Origin of the sequence: Blattabacterium cuenoti (assembly GCF_014251995.1) — a bacterium.
GTDB classification, from domain to species: domain Bacteria; phylum Bacteroidota; class Bacteroidia; order Flavobacteriales; family Blattabacteriaceae; genus Blattabacterium; species Blattabacterium cuenoti_AE.
Window position 1 is genome coordinate 323,793 of sequence record NZ_CP059205.1, and the last position, 18,373, is coordinate 342,165.

General features: G+C 25.6%; 14 protein-coding genes, 1 tRNA gene and 1 pseudogene. 4 read left to right on the plus strand and 12 right to left on the minus strand.

Features of this window, described 5'->3' with window-relative positions:
- Positions 1-37: 37 nt before the first annotated feature.
- Positions 38-949, plus strand: a complete 912-nt coding sequence (locus tag H0H51_RS01525) for a 5'-3' exonuclease (RefSeq protein WP_185876587.1) — start codon at positions 38-40, stop codon at positions 947-949.
- 9 nt (positions 950-958) lie between these two features.
- Here H0H51_RS01525 and nadD read toward each other — a convergent pair.
- Together nadD and H0H51_RS01535 are read right to left on the minus strand one after the other, a co-directional pair.
- Positions 959-1,535, minus strand: a pseudogene (nadD, locus tag H0H51_RS01530) (nicotinate (nicotinamide) nucleotide adenylyltransferase).
- A gap of 84 nt (positions 1,536-1,619) precedes the next feature.
- Positions 1,620-2,762, minus strand: coding sequence for a porin (locus tag H0H51_RS01535; RefSeq protein WP_238784218.1), 1,143 nt, complete (start codon positions 2,760-2,762; stop codon positions 1,620-1,622).
- 195 nt (positions 2,763-2,957) lie between these two features.
- Between H0H51_RS01535 and H0H51_RS01540 the strand changes: the two genes are divergently transcribed.
- From H0H51_RS01540 to ribB, 3 genes are read left to right on the plus strand one after another with little or no spacing between them, the layout of a single operon-like run.
- Positions 2,958-4,787 (plus strand): DNA translocase FtsK 4TM domain-containing protein, encoded by a 1,830-nt coding sequence (locus H0H51_RS01540; RefSeq protein ID WP_185876588.1) that lies wholly within the window; start codon positions 2,958-2,960, stop codon positions 4,785-4,787.
- A gap of 48 nt (positions 4,788-4,835) precedes the next feature.
- Positions 4,836-6,008 carry an LptF/LptG family permease gene (locus H0H51_RS01545; protein ID WP_185876589.1) on the plus strand — a complete coding sequence of 391 codons (1,173 nt, stop codon included), beginning with the start codon at positions 4,836-4,838 and terminating at the stop codon, positions 6,006-6,008.
- Between the two features lie 27 nt (positions 6,009-6,035).
- The gene (ribB, locus tag H0H51_RS01550) at positions 6,036-6,674 is read left to right on the plus strand and encodes a 3,4-dihydroxy-2-butanone-4-phosphate synthase (RefSeq protein ID WP_185876590.1); all 639 of its coding nucleotides are present in this window, start codon (positions 6,036-6,038) and stop codon (positions 6,672-6,674) included.
- 35 nt (positions 6,675-6,709) lie between these two features.
- Here ribB and H0H51_RS01555 read toward each other — a convergent pair.
- From H0H51_RS01555 to H0H51_RS01600, 10 genes are all read right to left on the minus strand, one after another.
- A tRNA-Asp gene (locus H0H51_RS01555) sits at positions 6,710-6,783 on the minus strand.
- Between the two features lie 11 nt (positions 6,784-6,794).
- The gene (trxA, locus tag H0H51_RS01560; protein WP_185876591.1) at positions 6,795-7,121 is read right to left on the minus strand and encodes a thioredoxin; all 327 of its coding nucleotides are present in this window, start codon (positions 7,119-7,121) and stop codon (positions 6,795-6,797) included.
- Positions 7,122-7,176: 55 nt separating this feature from the next.
- Positions 7,177-8,259 (minus strand): M20 family metallo-hydrolase, encoded by a 1,083-nt coding sequence (locus H0H51_RS01565; RefSeq protein WP_185876592.1) that lies wholly within the window; start codon positions 8,257-8,259, stop codon positions 7,177-7,179.
- Positions 8,250-9,038, minus strand: coding sequence for an acetylglutamate kinase (gene argB, locus H0H51_RS01570; protein WP_185876593.1), 789 nt, complete (start codon positions 9,036-9,038; stop codon positions 8,250-8,252). Before argB ends, H0H51_RS01565 begins: the two co-directional genes overlap by 10 nt.
- Entirely contained in the window at positions 9,035-9,991 is a 957-nt protein-coding gene (locus H0H51_RS01575) for an N-acetylornithine carbamoyltransferase (protein WP_185876594.1), read from the minus strand. Before H0H51_RS01575 ends, argB begins: the two co-directional genes overlap by 4 nt.
- Positions 9,992-10,006: 15 nt before the next feature.
- A complete protein-coding gene (gene carB, locus H0H51_RS01580; RefSeq protein WP_185876595.1) occupies positions 10,007-13,270 on the minus strand; it encodes a carbamoyl-phosphate synthase (glutamine-hydrolyzing) large subunit in 3,264 nt (1,087 codons plus the stop codon).
- Between the two features lie 27 nt (positions 13,271-13,297).
- On the minus strand, positions 13,298-14,398 hold the full coding sequence (carA, locus tag H0H51_RS01585; RefSeq protein ID WP_185876596.1) for a glutamine-hydrolyzing carbamoyl-phosphate synthase small subunit: 1,101 nt from the start codon (positions 14,396-14,398) through the stop codon (positions 13,298-13,300).
- On the minus strand, positions 14,388-15,542 hold the full coding sequence (locus tag H0H51_RS01590) for an aspartate aminotransferase family protein (protein ID WP_185876597.1): 1,155 nt from the start codon (positions 15,540-15,542) through the stop codon (positions 14,388-14,390). Before H0H51_RS01590 ends, carA begins: the two co-directional genes overlap by 11 nt.
- Positions 15,543-15,554: 12 nt before the next feature.
- Positions 15,555-16,532, minus strand: coding sequence for an N-acetyl-gamma-glutamyl-phosphate reductase (gene argC, locus H0H51_RS01595; protein WP_185876598.1), 978 nt, complete (start codon positions 16,530-16,532; stop codon positions 15,555-15,557).
- Positions 16,529-18,313, minus strand: coding sequence for an argininosuccinate synthase domain-containing protein (locus H0H51_RS01600; protein ID WP_185876599.1), 1,785 nt, complete (start codon positions 18,311-18,313; stop codon positions 16,529-16,531). The genes argC and H0H51_RS01600 overlap by 4 nt, the downstream gene beginning before the upstream one ends.
- Positions 18,314-18,373: the final 60 nt, after the last annotated feature.

Consider the following 18,373-nt stretch of genomic DNA (forward strand, 5'->3'; position numbering starts at 1 on the left):
GTGTAATATTAACATTTAGTCTTTAACAAAATAAAATATGAACAATAATAAAAAATTATTTTTAATAGATGCATATCCCCTTATTTATCAAAGTTATTATACTTATATAAAAAAACCACTTTTTACTTCTAAAGGGATTAATACTTCTCCCATTATAAATTTTATATCATTATTAATAAGAATATTAAATAATGAAAATCCATCTCATATGGCTATCATTTTTGATAACAATAAAGAAATTTATTTTCGGAAAAAAGAATACTTTAAGTATAAAGCACATAGAAAAAAAACTCCAAAAGAAATTTATATAGCAATTCCTTATATTATAAAAATTTTAAAAACTTTTCAAATTGCTTATTTTCATTCATCTAATGGGTATGAAGCTGATGATTTTATCGGAACAATAGCTAAAAAAGCAGAGAGTAAAGGATATATAATCTATATAATTACTTTAGACAAAGATTTTTTTCAGCTAATTACGAAAAACATTAAAGTTTATATTCCCCCTTTCAAAGGGAAGAAAAGGAAAATATTTGGAATAAAAGAAATTAAAAAGAAATATGGATTAATATATCCAAGACAAATTATAGATTTGTGGAGTATGATGGGAGATCCTTCCGATAATATACCTGGATTACCAGGAATAGGTCAAAAAAACGCTACAAAATTTCTTCAAAAATATGGAAGTATTGAAAAATTTTTAAATTCTACTCATGATCTTAGTGGAAAGATTAAAATTAACGTTGAAAAAAATAAAGATTTAGGTTTTTTATTTAAAAAAATAATTACCATCATAACTGATATCCCATTTTTTTCTTTTCATGAAAAAAAATTTTATATTAAAAGACCAAATTGGAATTCCATTAAAAAAATATTTATAGAACTTGAATTTAAAAGATTACTAGAAGTAGTTCGTAAGTATTACCATAATAAATATAAAACTTTATAATGGATAATTTTATTTTCTCTCATAAAACTTATATTTTATTATATAATTCAAAACTTCTTTATTAAGCATAGGATCCATATTTTTTCCTTTTTGAATAGATCCTCTAATAAAAGAAGAAGATATCTCAATAATAGGAGCAGTCTTCAAAAAAATTATGTTACTTCGTTTTAAAAACGGATTTCGAAAATTTCCTAATCTAGGATAAACAAAAATATTATATTTATCCAAAATAGTTTTATAGTTTTTCCACTTCCTCAAAGAGGAAAATGTATCCTGTCCTAATACAATATAAAATTTATTTTTAGGATATTTTTTTTCTATATTAGATAATGTATTAATTGTATAAGAAGGATAATTTCCTCTTTCTATATCTAGAACATCCATTTTTTTATACCCTCGAATTGCTATTTTAACCATTTCGATACGGTGTTCATAATCTAAAAGATTTTTTTTTTAATGGATTTTGGGGAGAAACAATAAACCATATAGAATCTACATCTAAAAACTCTGTTATATAATTAACAACAATTATATGTCCCAAATGTATTGGATTAAATGATCCAAAATAAAGTCCTATTTTCATCATATGTTCTAATAATACAATCAGATATTTTCACACTATTTATTATTTCATTATTTCTTTACTTAATAAGAAGTTCTATTTATTTTATTAAATTATCTTGATTCGATAAATTAATCCTAAAATAACAGAATATTTATTATCTTTTTCTATTTTTATTTTTCCTAAATCGTAGTCAACGACTTGATTTTTACACAATAAATGAAAACTTACATTATCATTTTTTATAGGAACAAACTCTATACCTCCATAATAATTGGATTCTCTTTTAAAGATTTGATTTTCCTTTAAAATACCATTTATATCTTTTTTAGAACTTCCTATTTCATATGTTCCTTTAGCAACAATATTCCATTTTGGAAGAAAATTATATTTTAATTTCACTAAATAAGTTTCATATATAATTGGAGCTGTGTCACTGTATTCAGCATTATTTGAACGTAAAATATTTATCATTTTTCCATTTCTGTCTACATCTTCATCACTTAATATATAATCAGTTTCTATGGAAAAAGGACTTAAATTGAATTTGCTACCTAAAGCTAGATATTTCCAGTATTTTTCTCTTTCATTTTCTTGGAAAAAAGAATATGACCACCTATTTTGAATCATTTTATCTTTAAATAAATTCCAATTCCAATTTAAAGAATATCCTGCTGGACTATCTATTCTTTGATTTGGATCTTCTGTCCTAGGATTATGGGGATTTTTAATTCCATTCACAATTTGTAGTTGAAATTCATGATTTTTTATTGGAAGATAAATCAAATTAAGTCCAATAGGATTATCATTATTTTTATATACAATTTTATCTATGGAATTATAAGGACGATCATAGATACTATTGTTGGAATATTCCATACCTCCAAAAGAAAATGGTTGCTTTCCAAACAACAAGTATATTTTTTTATTCCATTTATACTTCAAATAAGCTAAATCAAGATTTAAATTATTCGGTTTTCCTTTGAAATTGTTTAATCTGTTGGAAAAATGATAAGATACTTTATCATTTACTTTTCCTGAAAGTTCTAAACTTAAGTGGTTCGAAAAAATAGAACCATCAGAAACTCCGTTTTTCACTGTAGCATTAATTCCACTCCTAAAATTTACAAACAATTGATGATTATTTTCCTTTTGATTATTTTGTTCATCAGCGTAAGTAGATGAAAAAATCATTAAAAAAATAATAAAAGAAATTATTTTTGTTTTTTTCATTTTTTTAAATTTATACATAATATAATCAATTTTTTAGTATGAAAATCCATATAAAGTAAGCAAAAAGATTTAATTTACCTAGAGAAATTGAATGCTAAATAACCAAATTAATAAAATAAAAATGTACAAAGAAGTTACAAAAAAGAAAGTGATAAAAAAAAAAGAAAAAACGAAACTAGATTAGGTAAAACTTTTTTCGGATTTTTTTTATTAATGAGTGGAATTTTTTTGTTTTTAAGTTTTTTATCTTTTTTTTTTCATTGGAAAAATGATCAAAGTCAATTATCAAAATTTTTTGATAAAGAAATAATAGCAGAAAATTTACTTGGAAAAACAGGAGCAATTCTATCTCATTTTTTCATTCATCGTGGAATAGGAATTAGTGCTTTATTTATTCCAATAATATTATTTATTACTGGATTGAGAATTATTTTAAATAAAAGATTATTAAATAATTTCTACAAATCAATAATATACAAGTTTATATTTTTTAGTATATGGATACCAGTAAATTTTTATCTTTTTATTCCTAATCAAGGAATATTGAGTGGAATTTTTGGATTTGAAATCGGAAACTTACTAATTCATTTTTTTGGAAAAATAGGATTATATATACTTATTTTTACGAGTATTATTTTTTACATTTTTATTATTTTTCGCACTAAAAATAAAGATGAAATAATAAAAAAAATACAAATTTATGAAAATAAAAGTAAGTGTTTAATACTAAAATTTTTCAAATTTTTTGTTAAAAACATAATCAACAATAAATTTTTATTGAAATTTAAAAAAAAAAGTCACAATAATGATAAAATCACTCACTCTAGTAGTGATAATGAAAAAAAAAATAAAATTTTACATTCTATTCTTTTTTCTGCTGAAAAAAAAAATGATTTTACTCCTGTAAATAATATAGAAATAGATTCTAAAAAAAAAAAAATAGTACAAATATTGAACTATTATAAAATAGAAATATGTAAAATAAAAGCCATTATAAGTCCTACTATCATTTTATATGAAGTCTATCCTAAAGTAGGAACGCGAATATCAAAAATAAAGAATTTAAAAAATGAAATAGCATTAAACATATCTGCTAGATCTATAAGAATTATAGCTCCTATTCCAGGAAAAGGATCTATCGGAATAGAAATTCCAAATCATAATCGTGATTACATTTATATGAAGGATATTCTATTTTCAGAAGAAAATAATAAAAAAATTCATAAAATGGAACTTCCTATCCTTTTAGGAAAAACCGTGTTTAATAAAAATTTTTTTATTGATTTAGCTCAAATGCCACATTTACTTATAGCAGGGGCTACTGGACAAGGAAAATCTGTTGGATTAAATGTGATGATTATTTTTTTATTATATAAAAAAAATCCAGAAAATATCAAATTTATTTTAATTGATCCAAAAAAAGTAGAATTATCCATATATAGAAAAATCTCAAAATCTTATTTTGCTACTATTCCTAATTCTATAGACCCTATTATTACAGATTTTGAAAAAGCAAAAGATATATTAAATTCTTTATGTAAAGAAATGGATAAAAGATATTCTATATTAGAAAAAAATAAAGTTAGGAATATTCAAGAATACAATATAAAACACAATAAAAAATATCATATACCTTATATAATATTAGTTATAGATGAATTTGCAGACTTAAATTTTTATTTCCGTAAAAATAAAATAATAGAAACCTATATAGTCCGTTTAGCACAGATTGCTCGTGCTGTTGGTATCCATATGATTATAGCAACGCAACGTCCATCAGTTGATGTTATTACAGGATTAATAAAATCCAATTTTACTGCAAGAATTGCATTTCGTGTAAGCTCCAAGATAGATTCTAAAACTATATTAGATTGTTCTGGAGCAGAACAATTAATAGGAAAAGGAGATTTTTTATTTTCTAATAAAAATGAATTGATACGGTTACAATGTCCTTTTATAGACTTATCAGATATTGAAAAAATAGTTAATTTTTATAAAAAATATAAAAAAAATGAATACTTTTTTTTACCGAAACCTGATTGATTAATAAAAACAATAATTCAATCAAATTTTTATAAAAACTAATTATTCATGCTAATAAAAAAACTTGATCAGTACATGATTCGTTTGTTTATAGTTACTTTTTTAATTGTTTTTTTTATAACATTTATTATTTTTTTAATCCAATTTTTTTGGAGTCAAATGGATGAATTAATTGGAAAAAATATTAGTATTTTTATAATAATAAAATTTATATTTTATTTTGGAATATCTATAATTCCATTAATTATACCTGTTTCATTATTATTAACTTCCATCATAATATACGGTAAATTTTCAGAAAATCAAGAACTTTTTGCTATAAAATCTTCAGGAATATCTTTTTTTAGAGTTATGAAACCTATTTTATGGATAACATGTATTTTATCAGCAGGATTATATTTTTTTTCAGATTTAGTCATTCCAAAAGTAAGAAATAAAACTAAGAAGTTAGCTTATAAAATATTATTAACTCATTCTTCTTCTTTCAAATTAAGAGAAGGAATTTTCGTAAATTTATTGCCAAACCTATTCATAAAAGTAGAAAATTTAGAAGATAATCAACAACTGAATAATATATTCATTTTTTTTTATGATAAAAATCTATTGAATCATACTATTATTTCTAACAAAGGTTTTTTCATTCCAAATAAAAAAAAACCTGGTTTTATTCAAATTAAATTAATTAATGGAATTTTGTATAGTGAAGATTTTCACAAAAATGAAGAAAAATCTTATTATAAAATTATAAAATTTGGGACTGTAATTCAAGATTATAAAATTCCTTCATATGATTATGAAAATATAAAAGATTTAGATGATTTTTCTTATTATAATATTAAGACATTGATTAATAAAATTAATTATTTTAAAAAAAATAGAAATAATTCTAAATTATGGAAAAAAAATATTCATACTCTAATAAAATTAGAATTAGAATTACAAAAAAGATTTGTATTTCCGGTAGCATGCATTATTATGTTTCTGATTGGAGCCCCGTTAGGATCTATTATTAGTAGTAGGAAAGGAGGAATATGGTATCCTACTCTTATAGCGATAGTTATATTTATTTTTTATTATACTTTATTAACTATTACTCAGAATCAGGTTTATAAAAATGAACTATGTCCATGGATAGGAGCATGGATTCCAAATTTTATTTTTCTTCCAATAGGTATATGGATAACTTATAAAACTGTGAGAGATGATTTTTTTTTTCAATAAAAAAAACAAATAAAATTACAATAAAATATGGTTTTTGTTGATTCAAATCAAAATTTAGATAGTGTTGAAGAAGCCATACTAGATATTAAAAATGGAAAAATTATTATTATAGTTGATGATAAACATCGTGAAAATGAAGGAGATTTTGTAATAGCTGCTGAAAAAATAACCCCTAAAATTGTAAACTTTCTTCTTACTTATGGAAGAGGACTTGTTTGTGTTTCCTTAACAGAAGAAAAATGTGATCAACTTAAACTTCAAATGATGGTCAAAAATAATACGGATCCTAGAAAAACTGCTTTTACAGTGTCAGTTGATTTACGAGGAAACGGTGTTAGTACTGGTATTTCTGTTTCAGATAGAGCAAAAACCATTCTTGCTTTAGTAAAAAAAGTAACTCCAGAAGAATTTAATAAACCAGGCCATATTTTTCCTCTTCGTGCAAAAAAAGGAGGAGTTTTAGAAAGACCTGGACATACAGAAGCGGCTATTGATATAACCAGAATGGCTGGGTATACCCCACCTGGAGGTGTAGTGATAGAAATACTAAATAAAAATGGATCTATGGCACGACTTCCTCAACTCATACAAATTTCCAAAAAATTTCATATGAAAATAATATCCATAAAAGATCTTATTCAATACAGAATAAAAAAAAGATTATAAAGATCGTTTGTGTATGATGATAAAAAATATAAACACGGTCTGGACGGGATTTGAACCCGCGACCCCATGCGTGACAGGCATGTATTCTAACCAACTGAACTACCAGACCTAAATAACTATTTATTCTTTTATTAAAGAATCTAATTCTTTTTTTATTTCCTTTTCAGAGGAAATTCCAACGTGAATATTTTTTTTTTCTCCATTCTTGAAAAAAATCATGGTAGGAATACTTCGTATCCCATACTTTGAAGAAGATTTTGGATTATTATCTACATTTAATTTAAATATAAATGCTTTATTTCGATATTCAGAAAATATGTTTTCCAATAAAACAGATAGCGATCGACATGGAGCACACCATGGAGCCCAAAAATCTACCAATACAGGTTTATCAGATTCATTAATAACCAACTTTTCAAAGTTTTCATCGTTTATTTCTTGTAACATACTCTTATTCTCTTATTTTTTTGGACAAAACAAATTTAACTTTTTTGTTTTAAATTCAAAAGGAAAAATCTTTTAATAAAGATATGTAAATATCTATTCCATTAATTATTTCCGAAATAAAAATATACTCATCAGAAGTATGAGAACGAATACTGTCTCCAACTCCCATTTTAATAGTAGGAAAAGGCATAATACTTTGATCAGAAAGAGTAGGAGATCCATAAGTTTTTATTCCCATTTTTTTTGCTTTTAAAACAATGGGATGCATTGGATTTATAAAAGAAGAATTTAAATGACGAGAAATAGGTTTTATTTTAGAACGAATTTTTTTTTGTATAATCTCAATTAACTCCTCATTTTTATATAACTCGTTAGTTCTGATATCTAGAATAAAAGAACAGAAATCAGGAATTATATTATGTTGTATTCCCCCTTGTATCTGAGTAACATTTAAAGTAGTATTTCCTAATAATTCTGATTTTTTATCAAAAGATAACTTTCGTAAAGTTTCCACGTCTTTTGTCGCTACATAAATAGCATTGATTCCTATATTCCTTGCAGAATGTGCAGTTTTTCCTTCAGCGATACATTCTAATATCATTAGTCCTTTCTCAGCAATAGCTATTTGCATTTTTGTCGGTTCACCTACAATTCCTAAATCTATTTTCCCAAATTTTGATAGAACTGATCGAACCCCTAAAATTCCGGATATTTCTTCCTCTGCAGTAATTGCAATTATTAATCTATAAGGTAACTCAGATAAGTTACTTAAATATATAAAAGTAGATATTAATGAAACAACAGAAGCTCCAGCATCATTACTTCCTAAACCTATCAATTTTTTATTATCAGTTAAAACAGCAGAAAAAGGATTTGTTGTCCAACCCTTTCCTGGTTTTACAGTATCTTGGTGAGAATTTAATAGTATAGTTTTTGTATTTTCTTTTTTTAAATAATTATTATTTTCAGCCCATATATTATTGAATTTCCTTTTTACATTAAATCCATATTTTTTAAGATAATCTTCTATAATAAATGAAACTTTATTTTCTTTTTTAGATATAGAAGGTGTATTTACCATTTTTATAAGAAGATTTACTGCTTCTTTTTTAAGAAAATTTAAATTAACTATGGACATAAAATAGTCTTATTCTTATTATTCACATCATTCAAATAATCGGGTAAACCTATGCTAACCTTAGAAACTCCATTCTTTAATGCAAAGAAAGCATTTTCTAGTTTAGGTACCATACCATTCTTTATGGTATGATTTTTTTTCATTTTTTGAAATAAAGAAAAATTTATTTCTTGAAAAAAAGATTCAGAATCTTGCATGTTTTGTAAAACCCCTTTTTTTTCAAAACAAAAATGCAATTCAGTTTTACAATTTTTTTCCATTGCTAATGATATAGCTATATGAGATGCTATTGTATCTGCATTTGTATTAAGTAAATTTCCATTTCCATCATGAGTAATAGAACAAAATACAGGAACAATATTATTTTCCAATAAAAATTTTATTAAATGTGTATTCACACTTTTTCTATTAATATCTCCCACATATCCATAATCGATATTTTTTTTATCTCGCAGATACGATTTAATACAATTTCCATCTGCACCACATAAACCAAAAGCATTACAATGATAAGATTGCAATATAGCAACGATATCTTTATTAATTATTCCTGCATAAGTCATAATAACTATCTCCAAAGTCTCTTTATTTGTTACTCTTCTTCCTTGTATCAATTTTTGAGGAATTCCCAATTTACTTGAAAAAAAATCTGCTTTTTTTCCACCTCCATGAATTAAAACTTTATTTCCTTTTAACTGGCAAAAATATTTTAAGGATGTATGAAGATTATTTCTATCATTAATTAAATTTCCTCCAATTTTAACTATGTTAATTTTCATGATAGAGATTGTATAAGTTCCAAAAAAATTACTTGTGCAGCATAAATTCTATTCTCTGCTTGCTGTAATACAATAGAATATTCACTGTCTAAAACAGCATCTTCTACCACAATATTTCTTCTCACAGGTAAACAGTGCATAAACTTAGCATTATTAGTTAATTTCATTTTATTTTCAGTAATCATCCAATCACTATTTTCACATAGTATTTTTCCATAATTTGAATAGCTACTCCAATTTTTTGCATAGATGAAATCTGCATTTATAAACGCCGTATTTTGATGATGTGTAATACAAGCTCCTTTAGAAAATTGTTTATTAAGATCGTATTTATCGGGACATGCAATAGTAAAATCAATTTGATCTATTTTGGATATCCATTGAGAAAAAGAATTAGCCACAGAATGGGGTAATGATTTAATATGAGGAGCCCAGCTTAATACAACTTTACATTTCTTTTTAAAAAAGGAACTATATTCCGCAATAGTCATCATATCAGCCAAAGATTGTAAAGGATGAAGTGTAGAACTTTCCATATTTACCACTGGAACTTTAGAATAGTTTAGTATTTTATTAAAAATAACTTCTTTATAATCTGATTCTTTATCATATAAACTAGGAAAAGTTCTAACTGCAAGAATATCACAATAAATACTCATAACGGAAATAGCCTCTTTTAAATGTTCTTGTGTTATTTTCATTACATTTCCATCATTCATCTCAATTTTCCAAGAATCTTTATTAATATCTAATACCCATACATTGCATCCTAAGTGAAAAGCAGCTTTTTGACAACTGATTCTAGTTCTTAAACTAGGATTAAAAAAAACTAATCCAATAGTTTTATTTTTTCCAACATTTTGAAAATTATATGGTTTTTTTTTTAAAAAAAGAGCTTTTTCAATAAGATCATATACATTAACAACATCATCTACACTAAAAAATTTTTTCATAAACTTTTTCTTTATTCATTTATATTCATTCCAATCTTTTATAAGTAGTTGTTTCATTGACAGATTACAAAATGCTTGTATAAAAGCTTTTGCCAAACGGGTATTAGTTAAAAGAGGAATATTAAAATCTACAGCATAACGTCTTATAGTATAATCATTATCTAATTCTGATTTACTTAAATTTTTAGGAATATTAATAATAAGATCTAATTTCCTATCTTTTATTAATTCAATAACATTTGAATATTTTTTTACATTTGGCCAATAAACTTTTATAGAGGGAACTCCATTATTAGATAAAAAACTATTAGTTCCTTTTGTTGCAAATAATATATATCCTTTTTTATGTAATAGCTTGATAGCTTCTAGAAGATCTAATTTTGATCCTATAGGTCCTCCAGATATTAATATATTTTTTTTTGGAATAGTATAACCAACAGAAATCATAGACTTAAGAAGTGCTTCATCAAAAGAATCCCCTAAGCATCCTACTTCTCCCGTAGAAGTCATATCTACTCCCAAAATAGGATCCGCATTTTGTAAACGAGAAAAAGAAAATTGAGAAGCTTTTACTCCTACGAAATTTTTGATCATAAAATCCGATTCTATTTTACTTTTTTTCTTTCCGAGAATAACTTGAGTTGCTAACTCAATCATATTAAAATGAGATACTTTTGATACAAAAGGAAAACTTCTAGAAACCCTTAAATTACATTCAATGACTTTTATTTTATTATCTTTAGATAAAAATTGAATATTAAAAGGACCGGATATATTTAAATATTTAGATATTTTTTTTGATATGAAAATAATTTCTTTTAATGTTGATAAATATAGGTTATGTGGAGGATAAACCAAAGTAGCATCTCCTGAATGAACTCCTGCAAATTCTACATGTTCCGATATAGCATAATATAAAATTTCTCCATTTTGAGAAATAGCATCTAATTCAATCTCTTTTGCTTCTTTAATAAATTCTGTAATAATCAATGGATGTTCAGGAGATATTGTAGACATCTCCTCATTAAGATAATTTTTCAATTCTTCTTGATTAGAAATAACATTCATATTTGCACCAGAAAGAACATATGAAGGTCTTACTAAAATTGGAAAACCAACTTCTTTAACAAACTGATAAATAGTATCAAAATCTGATAATTCTTTCCATCTAGGCTGTTCAACTTTCAAATAATCCATAGAATTAGAAAATTTGTATCTATCTTCTACTTTATCTATAGAAATAGGAGAGGTTCCTAGAATTTTTACTTTTTTTTCATAAAGTTTCAAAACTAAATTATTTGGTATTTGTCCTCCCATTGATACAATTGTTCCTTTTGGTTTTTCTAATTCAATAATATCTAATACACGTTCTAAAGTAAGTTCTTCAAAATATAATCTATCACAGATATCAAAATCTGTGCTTACTGTTTCAGGATTATAATTGATCATTATTGATCTATAAGATTCTTTTTTAATTGTATTTAATGCATTTACGCAACACCAATCAAATTCTACACTACTTCCAATTCTATAAACTCCAGATCCTAATGTAATCACAGATTTATCATCTCTTTCATAAATAATATCATGTTGAATAGCATGATATGTCAAATATAAATAATTTGTATAAGCAGGATATTCAGAAGCTAAAGTATCAATCTGTCTTACATATGGAACTATATTTTTTCCTTTTCTATATTCTCTTATTTTTTGTTCTAAATCAAAAAGATTTTTATATTGATCATTTTTATTAAGTTCATCATTATTATTTTTTTTGTTAAAAAAGATACTAGCTATCTGCATGTCTGAAAAACCATCTTTTTTAGCTTTTTGTAATAATTCATATGGAACATCCTTCCAAGTATCAAAACTATCTATCTTTTTTTTTGTTTGGAAAATATTATCGAGTTGGTATAAAAACCATGGGTCTATTTTAGTTAATTCATGTATCTCTTTTACAGAAAAACCACTTTCTAAAGCTTCCTCTAAAAAGAAAATTCTTTGATCTGTAGGTTCTTTTATAGATTCTTTTATAAAAAGATGTGATCTTAACTTTTTTTTATTTATATTATTAATAAATCCTTGCTTTCCTATATCTAACATTCTAATTCCTTTTTGAAAAGCTTCTTCAAAGGATCCTCCAATAGACATTACTTCTCCTACACTTTTCATACTACTTCCAATTTTATTGGATACACCATAAAATTTTTTCAGATCCCACCTGGGAATTTTACATACCACATAATCCAAAGCAGGTTCAAAAAAAGCAGAAGTATTTTTGGTTACAGAATTTTTTAATTCATGTAACCCGTATCCTAAGGATAATTTCGCAGCCACAAAAGCTAGAGGATATCCAGTTGCTTTTGAAGCAAGGGCACTTGAACGAGAAAGACGTGCATTGATTTCAATAACACGATAATCTTCTGAATTAGGATTCAATGCAAATTGAACGTTACACTCACCAATTATATTAAAATTTTTAGCAATACGTATTGCCAATTTTCTTAGATTATAATATTCAGAATTTGTTAATGTTTGCGATGGAGCCACCACAATGCTTTCTCCTGTATGAATTCCTATAGGATCAAAATTTTCCATATTGCATACAGAAATACAATTATCGTATTTGTCTCTAACAATTTCGTATTCTATTTCTTTCCATCCTTCCAAAGATTCTTCTATTAATATTTGGGAAGAATGAGAAAAAATTTTACTTACTATTTTTTTTAAATTACTAGCATCTCTTGCAAAAATACTCCCTAAACCTCCAAGTGCATAGTCAGATCTAATAATAATAGGAAATCCTATTTCTAAAGAACAGGATACAGCATCATTTACAGAATGGACTACAAAACTTTTTGCTGTTTTTATGTTCATTTTGGTTAACCTATTTCTAAATAGATTTCTATCTTCACTATGAATAATAGATTCAATAGGAGTTCCTAAAACTTTAATTTTATACTTATTTATAATTCCTTCTCTAAAAAGATGAATTCCACAATTTAATGCAGTTTGACCACCAAAAGATAATAATATTCCTTTCGGTTTTTCTTTTTCTATAACACTTTTAATGAAAAAAAAAGTTAGAGGAAGAAAATAAACTTTATCAACAATTTCTTTTGAAGTTTGAACTGTGGCAATATTTGGATTAATCAATATGGTATATACCCCTTCTTCTTTTAAGGCTTTTAATGCTTGGGTCCCAGAATAATCAAATTCACCAGCTTCTCCTATTTTTAATGCACCTGATCCCAGGATAAGTACTTTGTCTATTTTCATACTAATTTTTGAAGATTCTTTCAATAATTATTTATTGTTTTTTATGCTATTAACAATTGAATTTATAAAAAAATCGAATAAAAATTCGGTATCCATAGGCCCACCTGAAGCTTCTGGATGAAATTGTACAGAAAAAAAAGGTTTATGGTCATGAATTATTCCTTCACAAGTATTATCATTCAGGTTTTTAAAAAATATTTTCCATTCTTTTGAAAGATTATCAGTGTTTAGAACGTATCCATGATTTTGTGATGTAATAAAACTTTTTCCTGTTTTTAATAATACAACTGGATGATTATGTCCTCTATGTGAATATTTTAGTTTATGAGTATCTCCTCCTGATGCAATTCCTAAAAGTTGATTTCCTAGACATATTCCGAATATAGGACGTTCTTTTTTCATAGCTAAACGGATATAATGTATAGGTTTTTTATAGATTTTAGGATTTCCAGGTCCATTAGAAAGAATTAATCCATCATATTCCTCATTTGTAAAATCATAATCCCATGGAACTCTTATAATAGTGCAATCTCTTCGTAACAGACAACGTAAAATATTATTTTTTAAACCGAAATCAACGAGTAATATTTTATATTTTCCATTACCATATATTATTTTTTTGTTAACAGATACTTTTTTAGATAAATTTTCTTGATTAGGATCATAAAAAGGTATATCCTCATTTTCCATCAAAATTTTCCCTAACATAGATCCTCCTTTTTTTCTAATTTTTTTTGCGATAAATCTAGTATCTACTCCAAATAATCCGGGAACTCCATTTTTGAATAACCAATCAGATAGCGATGAATTCATATTCCAATGATAAGGACGATTTGAATAATAAGAAATAATAAGTCCAGATATTTGAATTTTATCAGATTCATAGAATTTACAAATGGATTCTTTACAAGAAGAAGATGGAATACCATAATTTCCTATTATAGGATAAGTGTAAGTAAGAATTTGTCCTTTATAAGAAGGATCCGTTATACTTTCTGTATAACCTGTCATAGCAGTATTAAACACCACTTCTCCAGAAGTGGATAGTGGAGCTCCAAAATGATAAGCTTTATATTTTGTTCCATCTTCTAGCATGAGAATTCCTTTTTTTATCTTATTATTTTCCATTTTTTTTATTTAAATATGCTAAGGAATTTCTTAATTTTTTAAGGAATAACATGATATGATTTGTGTTAATATTTAACGGAGGTAATAATCGTAAAACATATGGATTATTTGATGTTCCAACAAATACTTTTTCTTTTAAAATTAAAATATCTCTTAAATAATGAATAGGAAAGTTAAATTCTAGTCCAATCATAAGCCCTCTACCCCTTATTTTTTTAATTTCGGGAATAAGATGCAATTTTTCTGATAATATTTTACCCATTTTTTTTGCATTTTCAATTAAATTCTCTTTTTTAATAATTTCTAACACAGCAATTCCTGCTGTACAAGCTAAATGATTTCCTCCAAAAGTAGATCCTAACATTCCATAATATGGTTTAAATTTAGGATGAATGAGTACACCTCCTATGGGAAAACCATTACCCATTCCTTTAGCTACGGTAATTAAGTCTGGTTGTATAATAGGATATAATTGATGAGAAAAAAAATTCCCTGTTCTACCATATCCACTTTGAATTTCATCAATAATTAATATTGTATCATATCTTTTACAAAGATCTGTAACCTTACAAAAAAAATTAAAACCTGGATCTATAATTCCAGATATTCCTTGTATACCTTCAGTAATTAAAGCACAAACATCTTTGTTTTTTAATTTTTCTTCTAAAGAATTAAGATCTTTATAGTCTATAAATATCGTTTCATGTTGAGAATCGAAAGGGGATGTTATTTTATAATTATCTGTAATCGATACACTTCCACTTGTTCTCCCATGAAAAGCACCTTTAAAAGCTATTATCTTTTTTTTCCCTGTATGAAAAGAAGCTATTTTTAATGCATTTTCATTGGATTCTGTTCCTGAATTACATATAAATAAAGAATAATTTTTATATCCTGAAATATCTCCAAGAAGGTTAGCTAACCTGTTTTTTTGAGAAATATGAACACTATTAGAATAATAAGAGATTTTATGAATTTGATCAGTTAGAGTTTTCACATAATGTGGATGTGAATGTCCAATGGAAATAACAGCATGTCCCCCATAAAAATCTAAATACTTATTTCCATAAGAATCAAATAAATAAGGACCTTTTCCTTTGTTCAATTCTATATTTAAAAGAGAATAAACCTCAAATAAGTTCATATTAATTTTTATTTAGAAACGAATAGACTTTAACGTTTTCAAACCATAAACTTCATTAAAATTAAACATAAGATTCATATTTTGTATAGCTTGACCAGAAGCTCCCTTTATTAAATTATCTATAATAGCTACAACGATTAGTTGATTTTTTTCCTTAAGAAGGAACAAAATACATTTATTAGTATTGATTACTTGTTTAAGATCAATATTAATATCAGAAATATTTACAAATGGATGTGTTTTATAATACTCTTCGTATAGAGCTTTATTTTCTTCTAAAGAAAGGGTAGATAAAGTATATAAAGTAGTTATAATTCCTCTTGAAAAATTCCCTCTATAAGGGACAAAATAAACTTGATAACAAAAATTATTTTGAATTTGATGAATAGTTTGTTCTACTTCCTGTAAATGTTGATGTTGAAATATTTTATAAGCAGAAATATTATTATTTCTCCAACTAAAATGATTTGTATCGCTTTTCTTTATTCCGGATCCTGTAGAACCAGTGATGGCACTGATATGAATATTACTTTTTAATAATTTATTTTTTGCTAATGGAAGAATAGATAGGATAATAGCTGTGGAAAAACATCCAGGATTGGCTATATTATCAGATTTTTTTATTTTTTCTTTTTGTAGTTCTGGAAGACCATATAAAAATTTTCTCTTTCCAAAAGAGGATTTATTTATAATTCTGAAATCTTCACTTAAATCAATAACTTTTGTTTTTTCCGATATATTACTTAATTCTTTTCTAGATTTTCCATGCCCAGAACAAAGAAATACAACATCAATTTCCTTATTCAAATCACGATCAAATTTCATATTTCCTATTTCTCCTAATAAATCATGATGAACGAAATGAATTGGTTTTTCAAAATATCTTTTGCTAACTACGCTTTTTATTATAACTTTTGGATGATGAATCATTAATCTAATTAATTCTCCTGCAGTATATCCAGATCCTCCAATAATACCTATTTCAATCATTCTTCTTTATTTTTATTTAAATTATGATACATTTTCATTTGATTACTCAAAATTTTTGTAAACCCTTTTACATCTTCTGCTGTCCAAGCATAATTCATTTCTCCATATTGAGCCATTTTGGAAGACGATTTCATTAGATCAAATTTTGATTTTATCCCTGCTAAATGGAATCTATAAGGATAAAGAATTATATCCACAGTTCCCGTCAATCTTTCTTGTGTACTTTTTAAAAATTTTTCTATATCACGCATCACCGGATCTAAATACTGAGCTTCATGAAGTAACATTCCATACCAATTAGATAGTTGTTCTTTCCAATAAAGTTGCCATTTTGTAAGAATGTGTTTTTCTAAAAGATGATGAGCTTTTATAATAATAATTGCAGCTGAAGCTTCGAATGCAACTCTTCCCTTAATTCCTAGAATTGTATCTCCTATATGAATTCCTCTCCCTATCGCAAATTTTGAGGCTATTTTCTCTATTTTTATTATATTTTCTATAGCTTTTTCTTTTTGTTTATTAACACTTACTAATTCTCCCTTCTCAAATTCTAATTCTAAGGTTTCACTTTTTTTTCTTCTCAATTTTGTTGGATAAGCATCTTCTGGAAAATCATTAGAAGATATGAGTGTTTCTTTTCCTCCTATACTAGTTCCCCAAATTCCCTTGTTAATAGAGTATTTCGCTTGATTCCAAGAAATAGATACACCTTGAGTTTTCAAATATTCAATCTCTTCTTCTCTAGAAACTTTTCTGTCTCTTATAGGAGAAAGAGTTATTTTTTCTGGACAAATAATTTGGAAAGCAATATCAAATCTAATTTGATCATTTCCAGCTCCTGTACTTCCATGTGCAATTGCTTTTGCTTGAATAAAAGTTGCATATTGTGCTATTTTAATGGCTTGAAAAATCCTTTCTGAACTCACAGAAAGAGGATAAGTATTATTCTTAAGAATATTTCCGAATATAAGATACTTTATGCAATTTTGATAATATTCTTCTATAGCGTCTATTGTTTTATGTGATTGAGCTCCAATACTTATAGCTCTTTCTTCAATTTTTTTTAATTCATTTTTTCTGAATCCTCCTGTGTTAATAATAACTGTATGAACTTCGTATTTTTTTTGAATGAGATACTTTAAACAATAAGAGGTGTCTAAACCTCCACTGTAAGCTAAAACAATTTTATCTCCTGAAGATAAATAATGATTTACTTTATTTTTATTTTTTTCATTTTTATACTTATTTACAATAACATTTGGATTATATAAAAGACCTGTGCATAAACACATTTTTCTTTTATTTCTGGTTAATACATCAAAATTTGCACAACTTTTACATCCTTTCCAAAATTTTTCAGACTGAGTTAGTTCGCTAAAAGAAACAGGCTTGAATCCTAATTCAGTATTTATTTTAATGACCGTATTACTTGTTGTAATACTAAAAATTTTAGATTTTGGGAATTTTTTTTTAGATAGTTTGAATATTTCAATTTTAATAATCTTTGCTAATCCTTGTTTTCTGAATTCAGGAAAAACAATTAAACCAGAATTAACCACAAACTCTTCGTTTTGAAAAGTTTCCAGGTAACCAAATCCTGCTAATTTTTCATCACAAAAAGCAACTACGGCATTTCCATGAATCATTTTTAATTTAATGTATTCTGGATCTTTTTTCGCAATTCCAGTCCCTCTTATTTTTGCAGATTCCTTAATTTTTTTACAGATTAAGGATGCATACTTCGTATCTTTTTCATGAGATACTCTAACTTTAATTTTCATTTTTTTATGAAACCACGCCTAAGAAAAAAATAAATTACTTTCATTTAAAGTTTTAAAAAC